Source organism: Solibacillus sp. FSL K6-1554, from assembly GCF_038005185.1.
GTDB lineage: Bacteria > Bacillota > Bacilli > Bacillales_A > Planococcaceae > Solibacillus > Solibacillus silvestris.
Genome location: NZ_JBBOSS010000001.1, coordinates 2391818 through 2412749, shown reverse-complemented (window position 1 = coordinate 2412749; position 20932 = coordinate 2391818). Strand labels below are relative to the sequence as shown.

At 40.9% G+C, this 20932-nt stretch carries 22 protein-coding genes; 19 read left to right on the top strand and 3 right to left on the bottom strand.

All coding sequences use genetic code 11. The features are described from left to right. The first annotated feature begins 50 nt into the window (after nucleotides 1–50). The 6 genes from MHB58_RS11980 (at nucleotide 51) to MHB58_RS11955 (ending at nucleotide 8183) form a co-directional block, all read left to right on the top strand. Nucleotides 51–1403, top strand: coding sequence for a dihydrolipoamide acetyltransferase family protein (locus tag MHB58_RS11980; RefSeq protein WP_340735313.1), 1353 nt, complete (start codon nucleotides 51–53; stop codon nucleotides 1401–1403). Nucleotides 1404–1535: 132 nt separating this feature from the next. Continuing rightward, complete coding sequence (locus tag MHB58_RS11975; RefSeq protein WP_340735312.1) at nucleotides 1536–3212, top strand: methylmalonyl-CoA mutase family protein; 1677 nt, start codon at nucleotides 1536–1538, stop codon at nucleotides 3210–3212. After that, complete coding sequence (scpA, locus tag MHB58_RS11970; RefSeq protein WP_339262261.1) at nucleotides 3209–5359, top strand: methylmalonyl-CoA mutase; 2151 nt, start codon at nucleotides 3209–3211, stop codon at nucleotides 5357–5359. Before MHB58_RS11975 ends, scpA begins: the two co-directional genes overlap by 4 nt. Before the next feature lie 2 nt (nucleotides 5360–5361). Continuing rightward, nucleotides 5362–6444 carry a methylmalonyl Co-A mutase-associated GTPase MeaB gene (gene meaB, locus MHB58_RS11965; protein ID WP_339264648.1) on the top strand — a complete coding sequence of 361 codons (1083 nt, stop codon included), beginning with the start codon at nucleotides 5362–5364 and terminating at the stop codon, nucleotides 6442–6444. A gap of 264 nt (nucleotides 6445–6708) precedes the next feature. Further along, complete coding sequence (locus MHB58_RS11960) at nucleotides 6709–7149, top strand: BrxA/BrxB family bacilliredoxin (RefSeq protein ID WP_008404201.1); 441 nt, start codon at nucleotides 6709–6711, stop codon at nucleotides 7147–7149. Nucleotides 7150–7226: 77 nt separating this feature from the next. After that, on the top strand, nucleotides 7227–8183 hold the full coding sequence (locus MHB58_RS11955; protein WP_014823497.1) for an aromatic acid exporter family protein: 957 nt from the start codon (nucleotides 7227–7229) through the stop codon (nucleotides 8181–8183). A 247-nt stretch (nucleotides 8184–8430) separates the two neighbouring features. Here the strand turns inward: MHB58_RS11955 and prli42 are convergent, their stop codons facing one another. Then, the gene (gene prli42, locus MHB58_RS11950; protein ID WP_008404197.1) at nucleotides 8431–8526 is read right to left on the bottom strand and encodes a stressosome-associated protein Prli42; all 96 of its coding nucleotides are present in this window, start codon (nucleotides 8524–8526) and stop codon (nucleotides 8431–8433) included. 204 nt (nucleotides 8527–8730) lie between these two features. Here prli42 and mce point away from each other — a divergent pair, with 204 nt between their 5' ends. The 4 genes from mce to MHB58_RS11930 all read left to right on the top strand — a co-directional run bounded on the left by mce (nucleotide 8731) and on the right by MHB58_RS11930 (nucleotide 11889). After that, complete coding sequence (gene mce, locus MHB58_RS11945) at nucleotides 8731–9144, top strand: methylmalonyl-CoA epimerase (RefSeq protein ID WP_008404195.1); 414 nt, start codon at nucleotides 8731–8733, stop codon at nucleotides 9142–9144. A gap of 2 nt (nucleotides 9145–9146) precedes the next feature. After that, nucleotides 9147–10715, top strand: coding sequence for an acyl-CoA carboxylase subunit beta (locus MHB58_RS11940; RefSeq protein ID WP_008404193.1), 1569 nt, complete (start codon nucleotides 9147–9149; stop codon nucleotides 10713–10715). Between the two features lie 286 nt (nucleotides 10716–11001). Next, a complete protein-coding gene (locus tag MHB58_RS11935; protein ID WP_014823498.1) occupies nucleotides 11002–11493 on the top strand; it encodes a tetratricopeptide repeat protein in 492 nt (163 codons plus the stop codon). Nucleotides 11494–11505: 12 nt separating this feature from the next. After that, nucleotides 11506–11889, top strand: a complete 384-nt coding sequence (locus MHB58_RS11930) for a hypothetical protein (protein ID WP_340735311.1) — start codon at nucleotides 11506–11508, stop codon at nucleotides 11887–11889. A 2-nt stretch (nucleotides 11890–11891) separates the two neighbouring features. On the opposite strand, the gene MHB58_RS11925 is transcribed toward MHB58_RS11930, so the two are convergent. Further along, nucleotides 11892–12281, bottom strand: a complete 390-nt coding sequence (locus MHB58_RS11925; RefSeq protein ID WP_340735310.1) for a general stress protein — start codon at nucleotides 12279–12281, stop codon at nucleotides 11892–11894. A 146-nt stretch (nucleotides 12282–12427) separates the two neighbouring features. Between MHB58_RS11925 and MHB58_RS11920 the strand changes: the two genes are divergently transcribed. From MHB58_RS11920 to MHB58_RS11900, 5 genes are all read left to right on the top strand, one after another. After that, nucleotides 12428–13120 carry an AIM24 family protein gene (locus tag MHB58_RS11920; RefSeq protein WP_014823500.1) on the top strand — a complete coding sequence of 231 codons (693 nt, stop codon included), beginning with the start codon at nucleotides 12428–12430 and terminating at the stop codon, nucleotides 13118–13120. A gap of 28 nt (nucleotides 13121–13148) precedes the next feature. Then, nucleotides 13149–13889, top strand: coding sequence for an AAA family ATPase (locus tag MHB58_RS11915; protein ID WP_014823501.1), 741 nt, complete (start codon nucleotides 13149–13151; stop codon nucleotides 13887–13889). Between the two features lie 66 nt (nucleotides 13890–13955). Beyond that, nucleotides 13956–14936 (top strand): hypothetical protein, encoded by a 981-nt coding sequence (locus tag MHB58_RS11910; protein WP_340735309.1) that lies wholly within the window; start codon nucleotides 13956–13958, stop codon nucleotides 14934–14936. Nucleotides 14937–14983: 47 nt separating this feature from the next. Beyond that, a complete protein-coding gene (locus tag MHB58_RS11905) occupies nucleotides 14984–16093 on the top strand; it encodes a M20/M25/M40 family metallo-hydrolase (protein ID WP_065215725.1) in 1110 nt (369 codons plus the stop codon). 11 nt (nucleotides 16094–16104) lie between these two features. Further along, on the top strand, nucleotides 16105–16587 hold the full coding sequence (locus MHB58_RS11900) for a chemotaxis protein CheW (protein WP_008404176.1): 483 nt from the start codon (nucleotides 16105–16107) through the stop codon (nucleotides 16585–16587). 40 nt (nucleotides 16588–16627) lie between these two features. On the opposite strand, the gene MHB58_RS11895 is transcribed toward MHB58_RS11900, so the two are convergent. Continuing rightward, nucleotides 16628–17278 (bottom strand): DedA family protein, encoded by a 651-nt coding sequence (locus tag MHB58_RS11895; RefSeq protein ID WP_008404175.1) that lies wholly within the window; start codon nucleotides 17276–17278, stop codon nucleotides 16628–16630. Between the two features lie 104 nt (nucleotides 17279–17382). Between MHB58_RS11895 and MHB58_RS11890 the strand changes: the two genes are divergently transcribed. From MHB58_RS11890 to MHB58_RS11875, 4 genes are all read left to right on the top strand, one after another. Further along, entirely contained in the window at nucleotides 17383–17883 is a 501-nt protein-coding gene (locus MHB58_RS11890) for a DUF1648 domain-containing protein (protein WP_340735308.1), read from the top strand. Nucleotides 17884–18188: 305 nt separating this feature from the next. Next, nucleotides 18189–18758, top strand: coding sequence for an RNA polymerase sigma factor (locus MHB58_RS11885; protein ID WP_340735307.1), 570 nt, complete (start codon nucleotides 18189–18191; stop codon nucleotides 18756–18758). After that, nucleotides 18748–19623 carry a dehydrogenase gene (locus MHB58_RS11880; protein WP_065215727.1) on the top strand — a complete coding sequence of 292 codons (876 nt, stop codon included), beginning with the start codon at nucleotides 18748–18750 and terminating at the stop codon, nucleotides 19621–19623. The genes MHB58_RS11885 and MHB58_RS11880 overlap by 11 nt, the downstream gene beginning before the upstream one ends. Nucleotides 19624–19770: 147 nt before the next feature. Next, entirely contained in the window at nucleotides 19771–20649 is an 879-nt protein-coding gene (locus MHB58_RS11875; protein WP_065215728.1) for a M23 family metallopeptidase, read from the top strand. The last annotated feature ends 283 nt before the right edge of the window (nucleotides 20650–20932 follow it).

Below are 20932 nucleotides of genomic sequence, written 5' to 3'. Positions count from 1 at the left end.
AGAATCCTAAATAAACAGCAAAGGCCTATTAGTTAAAGGGGGATTGTTTAATGACAATTCAAAATATCGTCATGCCGCAACTTGGAGAAAGTGTGACAGAAGGTAAGATTGAACGCTGGCTTGTCCAAGTGGGAGATAAAGTAAATAAATATGATCCATTAGCAGAAGTAACAACAGATAAAGTTAATGCCGAAATTCCTTCTTCGTTTGCAGGGGTAATTACAGAGTTAATCGCAAACGAAAGTGAAACGTTGCCGGTAGGCGCGGTTGTATGCGCAATTGAAGTGGAAGGCTCCGAAATGCCGCCAGCTCCAGTTGAAAAAAGCTCGAATGTCAGCTCAGCAATTCTAAATGCCGGCTCACAGAAGAAAGAGGAAGACAAACCGGCAGCGAAAAAAGAAGACAAACCGGTGCGCACAGAACGCAAGCCGGGTCGTTTTTCACCTGCAGTTTTAGCATTGGCAAATGAACACGATGTCGACTTGGCCCAAATTACCGGCACAGGTGTCGGCAATCGGATTACAAGAAAAGATGTTGAAGCATATGTTGCGGCAGGTAAGCCGACAAGTCAGGATATTTCGAATGACGAACAACCAACAGCATTTGCTGAGCCAAAACAGGAAGCGTCAGCACAAGCGTCCACGCAAGGCGCGACACAAGCACCGGCGTCTCAGCCGAAACAAGAGGTTCCAGTTGCTGTTGGAGACATTGAAATTCCGGTTACACAAGTGCGTAAAGCAATTGCAAAAAATATGCTGCGCAGCACACATGAAATTCCGCATGCATGGATGATGATGGAAGTGGATGTGACAGAGCTTGTTGAATACCGCGACAGCATAAAAGAAGATTTCAAGAAAAAAGAAGGATTTAATCTGACGTATTTTGCATTTTTCCTAAAAGCGGTCTCCCAGGCGCTAAAAGAATTCCCGATCATCAATTCTGTTTGGGCGGAAGATAAAATTATTCAAAAGAAAGATATTAATTTATCGATTGCTGTAGCTACTGATGATGCATTATTCGTGCCGGTTATCAAAAATGTCGATGAAAAATCGATTAAAGGCATTGCGAAAGAAATTCATGAATATGCACATCTTGTACGCAACGGAAAACTGAAATTGGAGCATATGCAAGGTGGTACATTTACAGTCAACAATACCGGATCATTTGGTTCTGTTCAGTCAATGGGCATTATCAATCATCCACAGGCAGCAATTTTGCAGGTGGAAAGTATTGTAAAAAGACCTGTAATAGTACAGGGTAATATGATTGCTCCACGCTCTATGGTGAATTTATGTTTATCATTAGATCATAGAATTTTAGATGGTATGATTTGTGGGAAATTCTTATCTCGTGTGAAAGAAATTCTCGAAAATGTCGATAAAGAGAAGATGTCAGTCTACTAAAAATGCCGTGAAAGCCTGTAAAATAAGGCTTTCACGTTTTTTTTCTCTTTATTGTCAGAACATTCTCGTGTAAACTATAGTACAGAAATATAACAAGGGGGGAAGCTACTTAGCGACCACATGTCAATGAATATGAAAGAGATCGAATTTCAAACAGCCAGCTATGAGCAGTGGAAGGAAGAAGCGGTTAAAGCATTAAAAGGAAAACCGTTTGAATCCTTAATTACAAAGACAATTGAAAATATCACGCTTGACCCACTTTATACAGAAGAAAGCTTAATCGAAAAATTGGGAGACCAACTGGAGAAACAAGTATCAACAATCCGTTCTTTAACAAAACAGACGAGCTTCACTGTTGCACAGCAAATCGCTGGCAATGATGCAGCCAGCTTTTTTGCCAATATCGAGGATAGCTTATCGCGCGGCAATGAAATGATTACAATCAACAGCCCGATTGCATTTGACTGGTCTGAACAAGACAGCGAAAAACTCGCTTCTTATTTATCGGAAAATTCATTTAAATTTATCGTCGCTTCTGCTGAAGATGCAGTGCTGGATGTATTCAAATATATTGACGAAGCTAAACGTAAAGACGTTGTAGGCTATATTGTTTCACCTGAAACAATAGAATTAGCTAACTATCCAAATGTCCGCACGTTTTGTGCAAATACGATTCCATTCCATAATGACGGCGCTAATGCGGTACAAGAGCTTGCTATTGCGCTTGCACAAGCAGCTAAACTTGCTAATACGGTAGAAGATTTTAAAGCATTTGAACAGAAGTTTTTCGTACAGTTCGCTGTCGATACACAATTCTTTGCAGAAGTAGCAAAACTTCGTGCCTTCAAAGTATTATGGAAAGCGTTTGCTTCAGCATTCGGCAATGAAGCAAGCGCTGTCCCGGTCGTAGTGGAAACTTCGGTACGCAGCTTCTCGAAATATGATGTTTATGTAAATTTATTACGTGCAGGCAATGAAGCATTCTCAGCGGCAATCGGTGGTGCAGATGTTATTACGGTACATCCGCATGATGCATTGACAGGTGTGACAGGTCAGTCGGTCCGTATTGCGCGCAATGTCTCCCTTGTGACGAAAGAAGAGTCGCATGTAACAAATGTAATCGATCCATCAGGCGGTTCGTACTTTATCGAATCATTAACAGCAGACTATGTAAAAGAAGCATGGGCACTGTTTTTGGAAATCGAAATTGCTGGTGGATTGGAAGCATACGGCATCAATGCTCATATTGAGGAAGTGTATGCGGCACGCATGAAGCAAGTGGAAACACGCAAGCACTCATTAATCGGTACAAATATTTATGCAAACCCGCAAGATGGGGTAGCAACTACTGAAAATGCTCAATTTGCAAGTGTAAAACGTCTTGCCATTCCATTTGAAAACCTGCGTGCTACTTATGCACAAACTGGCATCAAAGCGGCGATTTTAACATTCGGCGAGCTGAAAAATTATAAGCCGCGCGCAGATTTTGTACAAGGATTCTTTGCGACAGCAGGCATCGTCGCATACCAAACAGCAGGCTTCCAAACAATTGAGGATGCAACAACTTGGCTGGCAAGTGCAGACTATGACTATGTAGTAGCAGCAGCAACGGATGAAGATACAAAGGCCATTATTCCGGCATTACTTGAAAACAAAAAGCAAACAGCTGTATTGGATGCAGCGGGTAAATATAAAGAAGAAGAAGCGGCGTGGACTGCAGCAGGCTTAAACGGCTTTATTTATGCAGGTCAGAACATCGCTGAAAAGCTATCGGATGTCGTGATGAGCGTGAAGGGGGTACAACAATGAGCAAAGCAAATTTCGCAACAGTTGTCATTGAAGATGTATTAAAACAAGAGCAACTTACTTCTACAGGCTCGTACGTCACAAATGAAGGCATTGAAGTAAATTCGGTTTACAATAAAGAAGATATTCAAGATGCAAAACATTTAAAAGATGTGGCTGGTATCGCGCCGAATACACGTGGCCCATACCCGACAATGTATGTAGCGCGTCCGTGGACAGTACGTCAATATGCAGGTTTCTCAACTGCGGAAGAATCAAATGCTTTTTACCGTCGTAACTTGGCAATGGGTCAAAAAGGGCTTTCAGTAGCATTCGACTTGGCAACACACCGCGGTTATGACTCTGATCATCCTCGTGTAACAGGGGATGTCGGAAAAGCCGGCGTTGCAATCGATTCAGTTGAAGATGCAAAAATTTTATTCGACGGCATTCCACTTGATCAAATGTCGGTATCGATGACAATGAACGGTGCAGTATTACCGATTCTTGCATTCTACATCGTTGCAGCAGAAGAACAAGGAGTATCGCCTGATAAATTGGCCGGTACGATCCAAAACGACATTTTAAAAGAATACATGGTACGTAACACATATATTTACCCACCGGCAATGTCGATGAAAATCATTGCAGACATTTTTGAATATACGGCGAAATTCATGCCGAAATTCAACTCGATTTCCATTTCGGGTTACCATATTCAAGAAGCGGGTGCGACAAATGATATCGAGCTTGCGTATACATTGGCAGACGGTCTTGAATATGTACGTACAGGTTTAAAAGCAGGTATTGACATTGATGCATTTGCACCGCGTTTATCGTTCTTCTGGGCGATCGGTATGAACTATTACATGGAAGTTGCGAAAATGCGTGCAGCACGTCGCATCTGGGCACAAATGATGTCTACATTCAATCCGAAAAACTCGAAGTCTCTTGCATTGCGTACACACTCGCAAACATCAGGCTGGAGTTTAACGGAACAAGATCCATTCAATAACGTAACACGTACATTGATCGAAGCGAACGCGGCAGCAATGGGCCATACTCAGTCGCTTCATACAAACGCACTGGATGAAGCAATTGCTTTACCAACGGACTTCTCTGCTCGTATTGCACGTAATACTCAGCTATTCCTGCAAGAAGAAACAGGAATGACTAAAGTAATCGATCCATGGGGCGGTTCGTACTATGTAGAAAAACTGACAGATGAGCTGACAGAAAAAGCATGGGCATTAATCGAGGAAATCGAAGCTCTTGGCGGAATGGCAAAAGCGATCGAGACAGGACTTCCGAAAATGAAAGTTGAAGAAGCAGCGGCAAAACGCCAGGCGAAAATCGACTCAAAAACAGAAACGATTGTCGGTGTAAACAAATACCGTCTTGCTGAAGAAGATCCAATCGACATTTTAGATATCGACAATGCGATCGTACGTGAATCACAAATTGCCCGCCTTGAAAAAATGAAGGCAACACGTGATGAAGCAGAAGTGCAAAAACATTTAGCACGCTTAACGAAGGCGGCTGAAGACGGCTCTGAAAACTTATTGGCCGTTGCAGTGGATGCAGCAAGAGCACGTGCATCATTAGGTGAAATTTCGGATGCGATTGAAGCAGTATCTGGCCGTCATAAAGCGGTTATCCGTTCAATTTCAGGTGTCTACTCTGCAAACTTCTCGGATGATGAAATGATATCAGAAGTGAAGCAAATGACAGAAGACTTCCTGGAAGCAGAAGGTCGCCGTCCACGTATTTTAGTGGCGAAGATGGGACAAGACGGACATGACCGTGGTGCGAAGGTTGTTGCAACTGGTTATGCGGACTTAGGTTTCGATGTCGATATTTCTCCATTGTTCATGACACCAGAAGAAACAGCACAAATGGCAAACGAAAACGACGTACACTGTATCGGAGTATCTTCTTTAGCTGCGGGTCATAAAACATTAGTGCCTGAACTTGTAGCTGAATTGAAGAAATTAGGTCGTGAGGACATTATCGTCATTTGCGGTGGGGTAATCCCAGCTCAAGACTATGAGTTCCTATATGAAGCAGGTGCAGCGGCTATCTTCGGGCCAGGTACTGTGATTCCAGTATCGGCAATTCGCATTATAGAAGAAATTTATAAAAAGTTAGGTTATGAGGAAGTGGCAGAGTAGTGATGCCACAAGACGAGAAAAGCGCTTTATTTGTCATGGATGGTGTGAAGGGTGGTCATGATGGTATGAGCTATTCAAACCCAAAGAAATTCCGTAAAAAAAAGCAGGAAGCACTTGATTTACAGACGCTGGCTGGCGAAGTGCGTGCGGGTAATCGTACTTCGCTCGCTAAAGCGATAACGCTCATTGAAAGCTCGAACAATGCCCATAAAGAAGAAGCACAGAAGCTGCTGCAGGAGTTATTGCCTTTTACGGGCAATTCAATCCGTATTGGCATCACCGGGGTACCGGGTGCGGGGAAAAGCTCGTTTATTGAAGCATTCGGTACGATGCTGTGCAAAATGGGCAAGCGCGTTGCGGTTCTTGCAATCGACCCGAGCTCATCGCTTTCAGGCGGCAGTATTTTAGGGGATAAAACCCGGATGGAAGAACTGGTGCGCCAGGAAAATGCATTTGTCCGTCCTTCGCCGAGTGCCGGTACATTAGGCGGCGTCCACAAAAAGTCCCGCGAAACAATGCTTTTATGCGAAGCAGCAGGCTATGACGTCATTTTGATTGAAACAGTCGGTGTCGGTCAAAGTGAAACGTATGTGCGTGGCATGGTCGACTTCTTCCTGCTGCTTGTCTTAACAGGTGCGGGAGATGAGCTTCAAGGGATGAAGAAGGGCATTATGGAGCTTGCAGACGGCATTATCGTCCATAAAGCCGATGGGGACAATGTGCGCCCTGCACGCCGGACAATGCAGGAATACAAGCAGATTCTTCATTTCCTTCAGCCATCTACTCCTGGCTGGCTCAGTACGTCACTGACCGTATCGTCCCTTGAAAAAAAGGGGCTCGACAAAGTATGGGATATGCTGATGGAATTTGAGCAGACGATTAAGCAATCGAATTATTGGACGACACGTCGCCATGAACAAACGCGCGACTGGTTCCATACAATGATTACCGATCATTTAATAGATTCGTTCTATAATAATCCGGAACGTAAAAAGCAGGTCCGATCACTTGAGGAAGAAATATTGCATGGCCAGCTAACGGTTACACAAGGGGTTAATGCATTATTTGGCGAAAAAAATGAATAAATCAATTACGCCTTGGCGTAATTGTGTCCAGATTTTTTGAGTTTGGACCCACACGAAGTGGGTCAGTCAGCCGTTCGCATGATGCGACGCTTTTAGGCTGGAAACCTCTATAATTCCTTTAAAAAATCTGTGACATCCGCCGGAGGCTTATTTTCATTCAGCGGGAGTTTCCGCTGAATGAAAATAATGATAATCAAGAGTCTTTGCACATCTTTCGTAACCTTGCTATGATAAAAAGGAACATAGAAAGGGGCTAAAAAGCTTATGAACATGGATTATGATTTATTTATGCAACAAATTACAACGACTGCACGTGCAGAGATGGAAGCAGCAGGTTATGAACAACTGCGCACTCCGGAAGATGTGGAAGCAGCGTTTGCTCGTAAAGGAACAACTCTTGTTATGGTGAATTCTGTATGTGGCTGTGCTGGCGGTATTGCACGTCCTGCAGCAACACATGCTGTACATTATGATAAACGTCCTGACTATTTAGTAACAGTATTTGCTGGTCAAGATAAAGAAGCAACAGCAGCTGCACGTTATTATTTCGGTGAAGATCACATTCCATCATCACCATCATTCATATTATTGAAAGATGGACAAGTTGTAGGAGAAGTTGGCCGCTTTGAAATCGAAGGACATGACCCAATGAGCGTTGTAACAAACCTTCAAGGTCACTTCGAGGAAAACTGCGAAGAAATCTAATACTAATAGAGTTATTGTGTAACGGGTGCGTATTGAACGTACCCGCTGCACACCTATAACGGGGGAGTTCAACCGATATGAAGAAATTTTCAATCGGCTATCGTACATTAAAAACAGCCATTGGTGCTGCTGTTGCGATAGCAATTGCCCAATATTTTGATTTGCAGTTTTTCACGGCAGCTGGTATTCTGACGATTTTAAGCATTCAACCAACAAAACGTAAATCTCTCCATGCGGTGTATACCCGGATTGTTTCAACATTTATCGGGATCGCTTATGCATTTGTATTTTTCGAAATATTCGGTTATTCACCGGTTGTTTTGGGAGTTGTCATGATTCTTTTCATTCCGACAATCGTTTCGCTGAGAGTTGTGGAAGGTTTTATCTCAAGTTCGGTTATTATGATGCATATTTATTTGACCGCCAATTTTACGGCAGATTTGCTAATTAATGAATTTTACTTAATGGCAATCGGTTATGGGGTTGGTTTAGTCGTTAATATGTATATGCCGGATATTCAGCAAGGCCTGTATTACCACCGTGAGAAAATGGAGTCGTTATTGAAGAAAATTCTTGCAGAAATTGCAGGGTATCTAAGAGATGGCGATACATTATGGGACGGTCATGAACTAATTGAGGCGGCGAAAGTTGTCGAAGCAGGAAAAGCACTGGCATTCCAAGATGTTGAAAACCACGTGACTCGTAAAGAAAATACATATTACTTGTATTTTGATATGCGTGAAAGACAGCTGGAAATTATTGAGCGCGTGTTGCCGAAAATTACCTCACTGCCGGTAATGACGGAGCAGGCTACTTTAATTGCAGCGTTTATGGAAGACTTGAGCGAGCACGTCCATTCAGGTAACACAGCAAGCCGCTTTTTGGAAAAGCTCGATAAAGTAAAAGAAGAGTTCGCCAAAATGCCATTGCCAACCGATCACGAAACATTCCTCGCCATGGCGGCATTGTACCAGTTTATTGAAGAAATGGATGAATACCTGGTCATCAAGCAATCGTTCAAGGGGATGAAATAATACGGAACATGATGGGACGGCAACTTTTGATTTAAATGCAAATTGATTGGAATGAAGGGGAGGCGACTCCAGCGGGAACAGCCCGAGGGAGAGCAATAGGAACAAAAGCTAAGAACGCCACGTCCTGTGGCAACGCTTTTGTGACCAACATCGTGTTGGCCTCGGGCCCGCGGAAAGCGTCCGACCCGGAATGGAAATCAACTTCAGAAGCCGGATGAATTAAAAAAAATGGATGCATAAACATCCATTACATAATTGCTGCGACACCCATTGCAACAGTTGAGATTAACATGATAACAACCATTGAATAAACGACTATTTTTTGAAACTTTTTGTTGCTCATTCTTTTCGCTCCTTCAATATGAACTAGTACTAGTTTATCAAATTTGAAGGAATTCTCAAGTACATTAGATTTTACATTTTCGAAATTTTAAAATTTTTTTATCGGGATTCCAAATACCCAATAAAAAAGAAGCCTCCAACAGATGTCCGGACACGCTTCAGATGTTGAGGAATTAATAATTTTATTCAAAAGGGAGTCAGTACCGTGGAAAAAGTGGATCATATCGGCATTGCCGTTCGTAATATTGAAGAACGTATTACATATTACACAGAAACGCTAGGCTTGAAATTATTAAAGATGGAAGAAGTAGAATCACAGCAAGTAAAAGTTGCTTTTATCGATGCAGGCAACGTAAAAATTGAGCTGCTTGAGCCAATGAGTGAAAAAAGCGCGATTCATGGATTTTTGGAAAAGCGCGGAGAAGGCATTCACCATGTTGCATTCGGCGTAACTGGTATTCGTGAGCGCATGGCTGAACTTCGTGACAAAGGTGTACGATTATTATCTGAAGAGCCGGGACCAGGTGCTGGCGGCGCGGAAGTAGCATTTTTACACCCGAAAGACTCATATGGTGTACTTTACGAATTATGCGATAAAAGCGGAAAAGGGGATAAATAACGATGACAACAATGACAGTAACTCCAGATATGTTTGATAAAATTAATGAGCTTTATGACCGTAAAGAAGCAATCCAGCTTGGTGGCGGGGATGCGCGTATCGAAAAGCAACATGAAAAAGGGAAAATGACTGCCCGTGAACGTATTGATATGTTATTGGATGACGGGTCATTCGTTGAAATCAATCCTTTCATCACACACCGTACTGTTGACTTTGGTATGGATAAACTGGAAGGTCCTGGTGACGGCGTAGTTACTGGTTTCGGTAAAATCAATGGCCGTAATGTATATCTATTCGCACAAGACTTCACAGTATTCGGTGGTGCGCTTGGTGAAATGCATGCGAAAAAAATCGCAGCGGTAATGGACTTGGCAGCGAAAAACGGTACACCATTTATTGGTATTAACGATTCTGGCGGTGCGCGTATTCAAGAGGGTGTATTATCTCTTGACGGATACGGTCATATTTTCTACCGTAACTCAATCTATTCTGGTGTTATTCCGCAAATCTCGGTAATTATGGGGCCATGTGCTGGTGGTGCCGTTTATTCACCAGCGATTACTGACTTTATTTTAATGGTTGATAAAACATCTCAAATGTTCATTACAGGCCCTAAAGTAATTGAAACAGTAACGGGTGAGAAAATTTCTGCTGAAGGCCTTGGCGGATCTAAAGTGCACAATGCAACTTCAGGAAATGCCCACTTCCGTGCTGAAAACGAAGAAGCTGCAATTGCGCAAATTCAGCAATTACTTTCTTACTTACCACAGAACAACCGAGAAAAAGCACCAAAACAAGCTGCTCCAGAAGGCGATAACTTCCGTTCAGAGCTTGTTGATGTGGTACCGATTGACCAAACAAAATCTTATGATGTTCGTAAAGTAGTAGAGCAAGTAGTAGATGAAGGTTCATTCATGGAAGTGCAAAAAGAATTCGCGAAAAACATCGTTGTTGGTTTTGCACGTATCGCGGGAGAATCAGTTGGTTTAGTATGTAACCAGCCGAAGTTCTTAGCGGGCGGATTAGATATTGATTCATCTGATAAATTAGCTCGTTTCGTACGTACATGTGACGCATTTAACGTGCCTGTTATTACATTTGAAGACGTATCCGGCTTTTTCCCGGGTGTTAAACAAGAACATGGTGGGATTATCCGTCATGGTGCGAAAATTTTGTATGCTTACTCAGAAGCAACTGTACCGAAAATTACAGTTATTTTACGTAAAGCATACGGCGGTGCGTACGTAGCATTGAACTCAAAAGCAATCGGCGCGGATTTAGTATTTGCTTGGCCGAATGCCGAAATTGCAGTAATGGGTGCTGCTGGTGCGGCAAACATCATTCATGCAGGTGAAATTGCAAAATCGGCTGATCCGGAAGCAACACGAGCAGCGAAGATTGAAGAATACAAAGAAAAATTCGCAAATCCTTATGTAGCGGCATCACGCGGTATGGTTGACGATGTTATCGATCCACGTGAAACACGTATCAAGTTAATTCAAGCATTGGATATGCTATCAACAAAGCAGGAAGACCGTCCATACAAAAAGCACGGGAACATTCCACTATAATGTTTAATTAAAGTACTTTAAGAAACATCTCTTAAATGATTTGTATACTATACAATCATTTTTGAGGTGTTTTTTGTTTTTAAAAGATCAGAAGGAAACAGAACAGAAAAAGAAGGATAAAATATTAGGAATTTATCAAAAATTAACCACCTATTAAATGTAAATACTCCTTTTTTATTATAGTGAAATTTACAAAAAGCCATTATGCTAAAGAAAGGGAAAGACTGTAAAAAATTAACGGGATTTTCATTGAATACTTACACAGAGTGACAGGAGGACTTAATGCATGAATGAAAGGAATCAACTACAGAGAGCAATAGACTTAAGAAGTAATGGAGAATTACAGCAATCCAATCAGCTATTATTGGATCTAGTTGAACAACATCCTAACGATGCCTATGTAAATTACCAGTGTGCTTGGAGCTTCGATGTGCTTGGAGAAGAGTCCAAAGCTGTACCGTACTATAAAGAGGCAATTCAAGGTAATTTGAATGAAGAAGATTTAGCGAATGCTTATTTAGGTCTTGGCAGTACATATAGAGCATTAGGGGAATACGAAAATTCAAAACATATGCTTGAAAAAGGGTTAGAGAAGTTTCCACATAATTTAGCCATTCAAGTATTTTATGCCATGACGTTGTTTAACTTGAATGAACACGAGCGCTCCATGGAGCTTCTATTAAAAAATTTAGCAAGCACTTCCTCTGACCCTCAAATTCAGACATACAAAAAATCTATAATATTTTATAGTGATAAACTGAATGAAGTGTGGAAGTGAGGAATCAATTAATTGCGGAAAAATTTTGAGTTTGCACTTTATAGGATGAAATTAACTAAGGTTGTAAACTACTTAGTCTTTACAGCGATGGTCAGCCTGATCGGCTATAGCTGTTATTTCATATCAATGTTGTTTATCGGTTCTATGCTGTTTACTGCAGCAGATGCGCCACCCGGAGATATTTCGAATTCCGGCAGATTGCTGACCATTGCCTTTCAAGCTTTTGGTACGTTCATTGTGCTACTTATTTACAGCATTGTTCATTGGAGCATTGCATCGCTTCTGAACATACCGTTTCCAAAGCGATTTATCTTCATTTTAAATTTAATTGTCATTAGTTTGGTCACTGGTGCGTTAATTTTAGAATTCATTATCATCAACGGCAGTTTTTTATAAAATTACTCCACTGCTTTAGACAGATTGAAAGCCGCTTGCTGTTTTTTCGGCTCTTTTTCATACGGGTGTTCGTGCTCGGCAAAAAGGAAGATTGCCCCGAGATCAATGCCATGACCGTAATGGGCAGTTTCTTCAGGGGTTAGGTTCAATATGCGTAAGCTCACTTCATATACATGTTGGCGTGTTATAAAACTGATAATTTGTTCAAACCAATTGCCGGCATGGTGCACTTGAATATCGGTATACATTTTCAGTGATTGTAGAGGATGGATATCTTTTGAAAACACATGGATTTCATGCTCGGAAAAACCGTGTCCCCTAATCAAGTTCAGTTTTGTCATAGCTTCCTCAATACTATACACTAAAGCAATTTCACGTCGATACTCCATCATGATCACCTCTTTTTTATTGTAATGGAATTTTTTCATGAGATAGTAGTGATAAAAATCAATCATGCATTAATACAATTATAAAATGCAGAAAATTCGAAACCTATACAGTAATTAATCCGTAGAACATAAAAAGGGAGGTTTTACTTATGGGGAACTATTCCATTCGCGATTTTGTAAACAAGACGCAGCAAGACCAGAATGAAAACGATTATTTTGAATTGGAAACTGATCGCGTACTCGAAGTGAATCTTAATGGGGAAGTTTGGTCAAAAATGGGCGCGATGATCGCCTATGTCGGTTCGATCAAATTTGAGCGTGAACGGATTCTGGAACATGGCGTTTCGAAAATGTTCAAGAAAGCATTGACCGGTGAAGGCACGCAACTAATGAAAGCGAAAGGCAAAGGCCGGTTATACTTAGCAGACCAAGGGAAAAAGATTACCATTTTTGATTTGCAGAACGAAAGCTTGTGCGTGAACGGCAATGATCTGCTCGCGTTTGAGCCATCGATAAATTGGGATATTCGTCTTATGCGTAAGATGGCCGGTATGATGGCAGGCGGCTTATTCAATGTGATGCTAAACGGCAAAGGAAAAGTGGCAATTACAACCCATTTTGAGCCGCTTACATTAATCGTGAAGCCGGGTGAAACTGTGTATACGGACCCGAATGCCACAGTTGCGTGGTCCGGGAATTTGAAACCAGAGTTTGTAACGGATATTACGTTCCGCACACTCATTGGACGCGGCAGCAATGAATCTATTCAAATGGCTTTTTCCGGTGAGGGATTTGTCATCATTCAACCATTTGAAGAAGTGTATTTATCGTCGGATTCATAATAGTTGCGGTAAAGTAAGGAGAAAACAGATGTTTTTAAAATCAGTCAAACTAAAAAAAGAACAAATATTGGACTATAGCGAATACCCGTTCTCAATTCCATTTATTCGCCATATGGATGAGCTGGATGTGGATGCACGGGTCACGTTTTTTGTTGGAGAAAACGGTGCAGGTAAATCAACATTGCTAGAAGCCATTGCGGATCAGATCGGTTTCAATCCGGCAGGGGGGAGCACGCAAAACTATAAGGCATATGAAGTGCATCAATCCGAATCCGCACTTGGAGATTATGTGAAACTCTCCTGGTGGCCAAAAGTAACGAACGGATTTTTTCTTCGCGCGGAAACATTTTACCAGTTTGCCTCGCATTTGGATGATACCGATGAAAATGGCTACAAAGCATACGGGGGGAAATCACTTCATCATCAATCACACGGGGAATCATTTTTCTCACTGTTCCAGCATCGGTTCACAGGTCAAGCGATTTATTTACTGGATGAGCCGGAAGCCGCGTTATCCCCGACAAGACAGCTAGCTTTTTTAACATTGATGAATGATTTGGTGAAACAGGGCAATGTCCAATTCATTATCGCAACCCATTCACCGATTTTACTCGGGTACCCAGGAGCGGTCATTTATCAATTTGATGAAGATGGCATCGAGCAAGTGGAATACGAAGAAACCGAACATTATCAAATTACCTCATACTTTTTGCAGCACCGTGAAAAAATGCTGCAGGATCTGTTCGAGGAAGATGAGGATGAACTGTAATATCAATCGAAGTGTTGCAGATTGCACGGCTGCTTAACAGCATGTATAAACAAAGGAGTGAATAAAATGGGATGGCAGCAATTGCACCAGCAAGCAGAGCAATATCACATTCAACTATTGGAAGCGGAAAAACTGAGCAAAAAAATCGAAAGTCTTGAACTTCAAATTCAACATGCAGAGCAGAATGTTGAGCAGCATGAACGAGATTTGCAAAACACACGCCAACAATTGAATAAACTCGAGGAATTTTCTTTCGTCAATCTTTTCCGCGGCTGGTCCGGGAAAAAGGATGAGCTAATCGAGCAAAATATGGACTCGGTAGCAGTTACCGAGCTAAAGCTGGTAGAAGCTCAGTTAATGTTTAAAGATTTACAAGAAGACCGGATTAAACTTGTACAACAATTGAGCATGATAAATGTTTCCAAAATCCGTGAACAGCTAAAGAAAATAGAAGACGAAAAGCAAGTGTGGCTAATGGCGAATGCACCTGCAGCAGCGAAGGAATTAACGAGCATCATTGAACAGGTGATTTTATGCAAACAGCTGAAAATCGAAATCCATGAAGCGATCGATGCGGGAAAACAGGCATTTAATAAGCTGACAGATGCCGGCTCCCAATTGCAGGACGCCAAATCCTACTCAACATGGGATACATTTTTAGGCGGGGGCTTTATCGCAACAGCGTTAAAGCACGACAAACTCGAAGAAACGAACAGCTATTTGCATGAAGCGCAAATGGCCCTACAACGTTTCCAAAATGAACTGCTGGATATTAAAGAGATGCGTCAAAATACACTGGAAGTTCATACGGATGGTTTTGTAATGTTTACGGATTACTTTTTCGATAATATTTTCACTGATTGGTCAATTCACTCTAAAATTACAACAGCTATCGATCAAATCTCGCGCGTGCAGGACGATGTGGCGAATACACTTCGCGATTTAAAGCAAAAATTGAGCATGACAATCGAAAAAGAACAGGCGCTTCTAATAGAAAAAGAAAGCATTTTAAATGCCGATGATCAATCATTGTTTTTTCAAAAATAGAGGCGTACAATAAAGCGTAAACTAGTTATTTAAAGGAGTTATCGATTATGAACCGAGTAGTAGAAGAGTTTTTAGAATTAGTGCAAATTGATTCAGAAACTAAGCATGAACAAGTGATTGCACCTATTTTAGTGAAAAAATTAGAAGAAATGGGCTTTGATGTTTTTCAGGATGATGCACATACACGTAACGGCCACGGTGCAGGCAATATTATCGCAACATTAAAAGGCGATGAGTCAATCGAGCCAATTTATTTTACAGTACATATGGATACAGTCGTGCCGGGCAAAGGCATTAAACCGGAAATTCGTGAAGATGGCTATATTTATTCTGACGGCACAACGATTCTTGGCGCGGATGATAAAGCAGGTATCGCAGCATTATTTGAAATGGCACGTCGTTTAAAAGAAAAGGATAGCGTACATGGTACAATCCAGTTCATCATTACAGCAGGCGAAGAAAGCGGATTAGTTGGCGCTAAGGAACTCGATCCTTCAAAAATCATCGCCAAATACGGTTTTGCGGTTGATAGTGACGGCAAAGTGGGCGGTATTGTAGTTGCAGCACCATTCCAGGCAAAAGTATTTACAAAAATTATCGGTAAAACCGCACATGCTGGCGTTGCACCTGAAAAAGGGATTTCGGCGATTACTGTTGCAGCAAAAGCTGTTGCCCAAATGAAATTAGGTCGTCTCGATGAAGAAACGACAGCGAATATCGGTCGTTTTGAAGGTGGTAAAGCAACAAATATCGTATGTGATGAAGTATCAATTCTTGCGGAAGCTCGTTCGATTGATGAAACAAAACTGAATGCTCAAACTGATCATATGAAAGAAACATTTGAACGTGTGGCACAAGAGATGGGTGCGCGTGCTGAAGTTGAAGTGAAGTTAATGTACCCAGGTTTCCGTGCGACAGAAGAAGATCAAGTTGTGAAAGTTGCTAAAGCAGCGGTTGAAGCAATTGGTCGTACACCACAGCTCGGTATTTCAGGCGGCGGTAGTGATGCGAACGTTATCGCTGGGTTCGGTATTCCTACTGTAAACTTATCGGTTGGCTATGAGGAAATTCATACAACAAACGAAAGAATGCCGGTTGAAGAACTAGAAAAACTGGCGGATCTATTGGAAGAAATCGTTGTTCAAACAACGAAATAAGAGGTATCCATATGAGCATTGAAAAAGCAGTCGTATTTTTATGCGGCACAGAACAATATGCTGTGCCGGTTGAGCAGGTTGTTTCGATTGAAAAGCTGGAGCGTGTAACTCCGATTCCTCATTTACCGAACTACTTGCTCGGCTTTACGCGAATTCGAGGGGAACTTACACCAATAATCGATTTTCAGACCATTTTATACAATCGCCCGACAAATACACCTACGTCTAAAATTATTGTATTGAAGACAGAGTTGATTAATTATGGATTGGTCGTTGCCGACGCGAAAGAAATTATCGATTTTGAAGAAGGCGTATTAAAGCAGATGGGGCTAGTCAATTATGAAAAGACGAAATATTTTACGGCGGTTGCCAATTTGGAAGACCGCATGATTTCTTGTATTGACCCGAATATTCTCGTTCATTCGTTAGACGGCATCCGTGAAATTATTGAATATTTACATGAAATGAATCAGCAGGAAAATCAAACAAACTAAAAAAAGAGCTTATCATCTGATCGTGATAGGCTCCATTTTTTCAATCGGCAGTAACTGCCTTTTTTTTGAATTGTTTAACGTACGCATAACCTGTGAAGCTAAATACAAAGATGGAAATGATTGTGAGTGTCAAAACGAGATTTTCTTCAACCCATGGAATATTTCCAAGTAAAAAGCCACCGCCAAGCCAGACAACTGTCCAAAGTACGGCCCCCATGAAGTTATAGCGCAAAAATGTCCCATACGAAAAGCCGGAATATCCGCATATAAATGGTGTCATTGTCCGCATCAACGGTACAAACCGTGAAAACGTAATGGCAACCCGGTCATAGTTTTCCAGGAAATTCAGAGCTTTTTCATTAGTTTCCTCTGATAAAAAACGCCTAAAGAGATTGCGCTTCGGCGGAATTTTCCGTATCGATTTACCAATAAAATAGTTGCTGCTGTCAGCTAGCGTTGTCGCAATGATAAAGATGATGAGCAATGTCATAAAATCAAGCTTATCGATAGCCGCTAATGTACCACTTGTAAACACCGTACTGTCTCCTGGTAAAAACGTTAAAATCACAAAGGCTGTTTTCGTGAAAACAACCGCAAATAATAGAATATAAATATACAGTCCGAGTTCTTTTATGTAATAAAATATGACTTGGTCGATTTCCCGTAAAAATTGAATAATTTCAAGTAGCATAAGTAGTTCTCCTATCAAGAGGATGATTAAATTCAAGTATAGCGGATATTGGCTGAACATTGCTATAAAAAGTGCTGACTAAAAAATCTAAAGAGGTGATGGAAATGAGTTTGACAAAGCGCCCTAAAATTGAGATTTCAAAAACAAAATCTGAATGGCTGATGGATATCATCGGCTATATAGCATTAGCAATTATGCTCATTGTGCTATTCATGAACAGGCGAGAACTGCCGAATGAAGTGCCTGCCCATTTTGACGGCAGCGGCAATGTCGACCGCTGGGGCTCTAAATGGGAGCTGTTAATTTTACCGGGCATTGGAATTGCGATGCATTTCTTTTTAATGATTTTCGAAAAATTCCCCGAAACACACAACTATCCGGCCCGCATTAATGAATCCAATGCCGAGGTGTTTTACCGAAATAGTCGTCAAACATTAAATTATATGCGCAATATCATTAATATATTATTCGCTTATATCGTATACCGGTCTGTCACGATTGCATTAGGAGATGCGGCAACAATCGGCTGGCCATTTTTCGTCATAATGGCAGCGCTGTTTGGTGTGCTGATTTGGAAGATGATTAAGATAATGAGAATTAAGTAAATTTAAAAGATTGTGAGCGGAAGTGGAAAATTTCGCTGGTAAAGTGGAACTCTCCGATGTAAATTAGAACTTGGAAAGAGAAAAGTAGAATATTTCAAGGCAAGAGTAGAACGCCACTCATAAAGTAGAATACGGCAAGCGGAAATTAGAAAATTTCGCGGGTAAGGTGGAACGCACCGGTATGAAAGTAGAACTTACGGCTACGAATGGAGAACTGAACTCGAAAAAAGTAGAACAATCGGATAGAAAAGTAGAATCCCTATCGAATAACTAAAGCATCTCATAAAGGAGGTGCTTTTTTCAGTGTGCAAAAATTTATTGAAAGAAAATTACATATTTCTGTATTTCGTTCGTCTATACAAGTAAGAGAGGTGATGGATTTGGATTTTGATGAGCTTTATGAGCAGGAGTTCCGCAAAACTTATCAGTACATACGCTACATGGTATCTCACGCACAAGTTGCCGAAGATTTAACGCAGGATACGTTTGTGCGAATTTATAAAACGGACTTGACCAAAGTAACCAATTGCCAAACTTATACGAGGCAAGTCGCACGGAATCTTGTTTATGACTATTATCGAAAGAAAGCATTAATAAAGTGGCTTCCATTTACAAATGCCCCGGAGCAGCAGGATTTTGGTTATGTACCGCATGAGTGGCTTATCCAGGAAGAGGACCGAAAACAATTATACGAGGCACTGCAAAAGTTAAAACCAATCCAACGTGAAGTTATCATTTACCGAAAAATCGAGGAGCTTTCAATTCTGGAAACGTGTGACATTATGGGGTTAACTTCGACGAAGGTTGCTAACACACAGCGGAGTGCGATGCAGGCATTGCAGAAAATTTTAGGAGGTGTAATCGATGAAGCTTGATGATCAATTAAAACAGTTAAATGAACTCCGTGAAAATGAATCATTAAAAAAATCCATTTACACCAACATTCATAAAAAACCTGCGAAACCCCGTAAGTCAATGAAGCGATTCCGTGAATTAGGTGTAATGGTGTCAATCTGTTTCATCGGCCTGTTTTTACTGTTCACATCGGACATTCAAAACAACCAGGCAGCATCAGGAGAGATTGCTAAAATTACCTCATATGAAAATAACGGAGAAAAGGGGTTTAGAGGCAGAACTTCGACACTTTTCGTAGGCGTGGAAAATGTTACGACAGATGAATTGACTTCTTTATTCGAAAATATTTCAGAGCTCCCTTCTGTCATGGCTCCTCCAAAGAGTGACTTGCATTATGATATTGTCGTGCGGTATAAAAACGGAGAACTTCGAAAATTCGAATTGGCATGGAACTATTTATATGACGTCACCAACAATGCATATTATCCAGGATATGAACAATATCCATCCACTGTTTTAGCTCACTTGGAAAATGCGCATGATCGACTACAATTTCCTGTAATTTTTATTGCGCTAGGGGTTATTGTGATGAACTTGATGTCAACCAGCTACTACAGTCGCCGTCAAATTGAAAGGCCGAAAAAAATTCGTGGATTAGGAATTGCAATGACAATTAGCTTAATCATCCTCGCTGTTTTGGCCGCCTATTACTACTGGTTTGGACCACATTATAAGCCATTGCTCTTGTTATTAGTGCTTGGGTATGGATTAAGCATTTGGTGGCCAATTAAAAAAGAGATTACAAACTTGACCATATTGAAAGTGGAAAAGTACAAAATTATATTTGTTGTCCTGTTGTTCTTTATGTGGATTGTTATGGCGTAAATATTGAAAATGCACAGGCATGGCCGTTCATAAAGAAGCGGCCATGCTTTTGCGTGCGCAGATACTTACAATGGGAAAGGAATTTTTTTGAAACCTTTTATCTGAAAATTCGTATAAATAAACAGGCAAGGAAGAGGAGGCATTTGAATGAATAATCAATTTAAAGAACAGTTCGGTCTGTATTTTTTAGCCGGTGAATTTGAGGAAATCTACGAGAAAACAACAAAGTCGTTTCAGAACCTAGTATCGTTAGAACAATTTCGCCAGCTTTCTTTAGACTATAATTCAAATGTGAGTAGTTATACGTGTATCGTGTCCAATACATTTCAAGGGCTTGATCGGCATATTTGGGTTGATGAAACTTATTCCAAAGCAGTTGTAATAGCATATGACAGGCAGGATATTATTCAGGCAATCTATTTAAAACCGTTTGCAACCTATCCAAACAGCGACCAAATATGGACGAAAAATACATACAACATGCCGATTAATGATGAATGGTATGTTTTTTGGGGCGGCACGAACGAGTTTATCAACTATCATTATCCGTATGAACAGCAGCGTTATGCTTACGATTTAGTCAAAATGGTCAATAACGAAACATATAAAAACTCGACACAGCGTAATGAAAATTACTATGCATTCGGAGCGGAAGTCGTAGCACCAGCTGAAGGTATAGTTGTCGAAGTGATTGAAGGAATTAATGACAATATACCGGGGGAGATGGACGAAGAAAACCTAGCAGGAAACTATTGCATCATCGCGCATGAACACAATGAATACAGTATGATTGCCCATTTTAAGAAGGATTCTATTTGTGTGAAAACAGGAGATAAAGTGAAAGCAAGTCAACTGCTCGGCTTATGCGGGAATTCTGGCAATTCCTCGGAAGCACATATTCATTTTCAAGTAATGGATCATCAGGATTTCCTGCAAGCAAAATCACTGCGTATCAAATTTCATGGGGGCTCAGAACCAATCCAGGGTGATTTTGTGAAGCCTAGCTCAGCAAGCAAACCACAGTGAAATACGTTTGATAAAGTTGCAAAATCTATTTTGTCTGGAAAACTGCTGTTATTGCCTCCCTCGAATAATTGGGCATTTTTTTAGTAGTATAGGCATTCAAAGTGTAGCACAGCTCCCTTTATAGAGGGGCTGTGCTATTTTTACTATATTTATAATGAAAATACCAATCATTTTAAAACAAATAACGAATATTACATCCTATTATTCTTATTTATTTATTTATTGTGCGATGAAAAGAAAGGATAAACTAGCATTAAAGTGATATAATGTAGAAAAATATGGA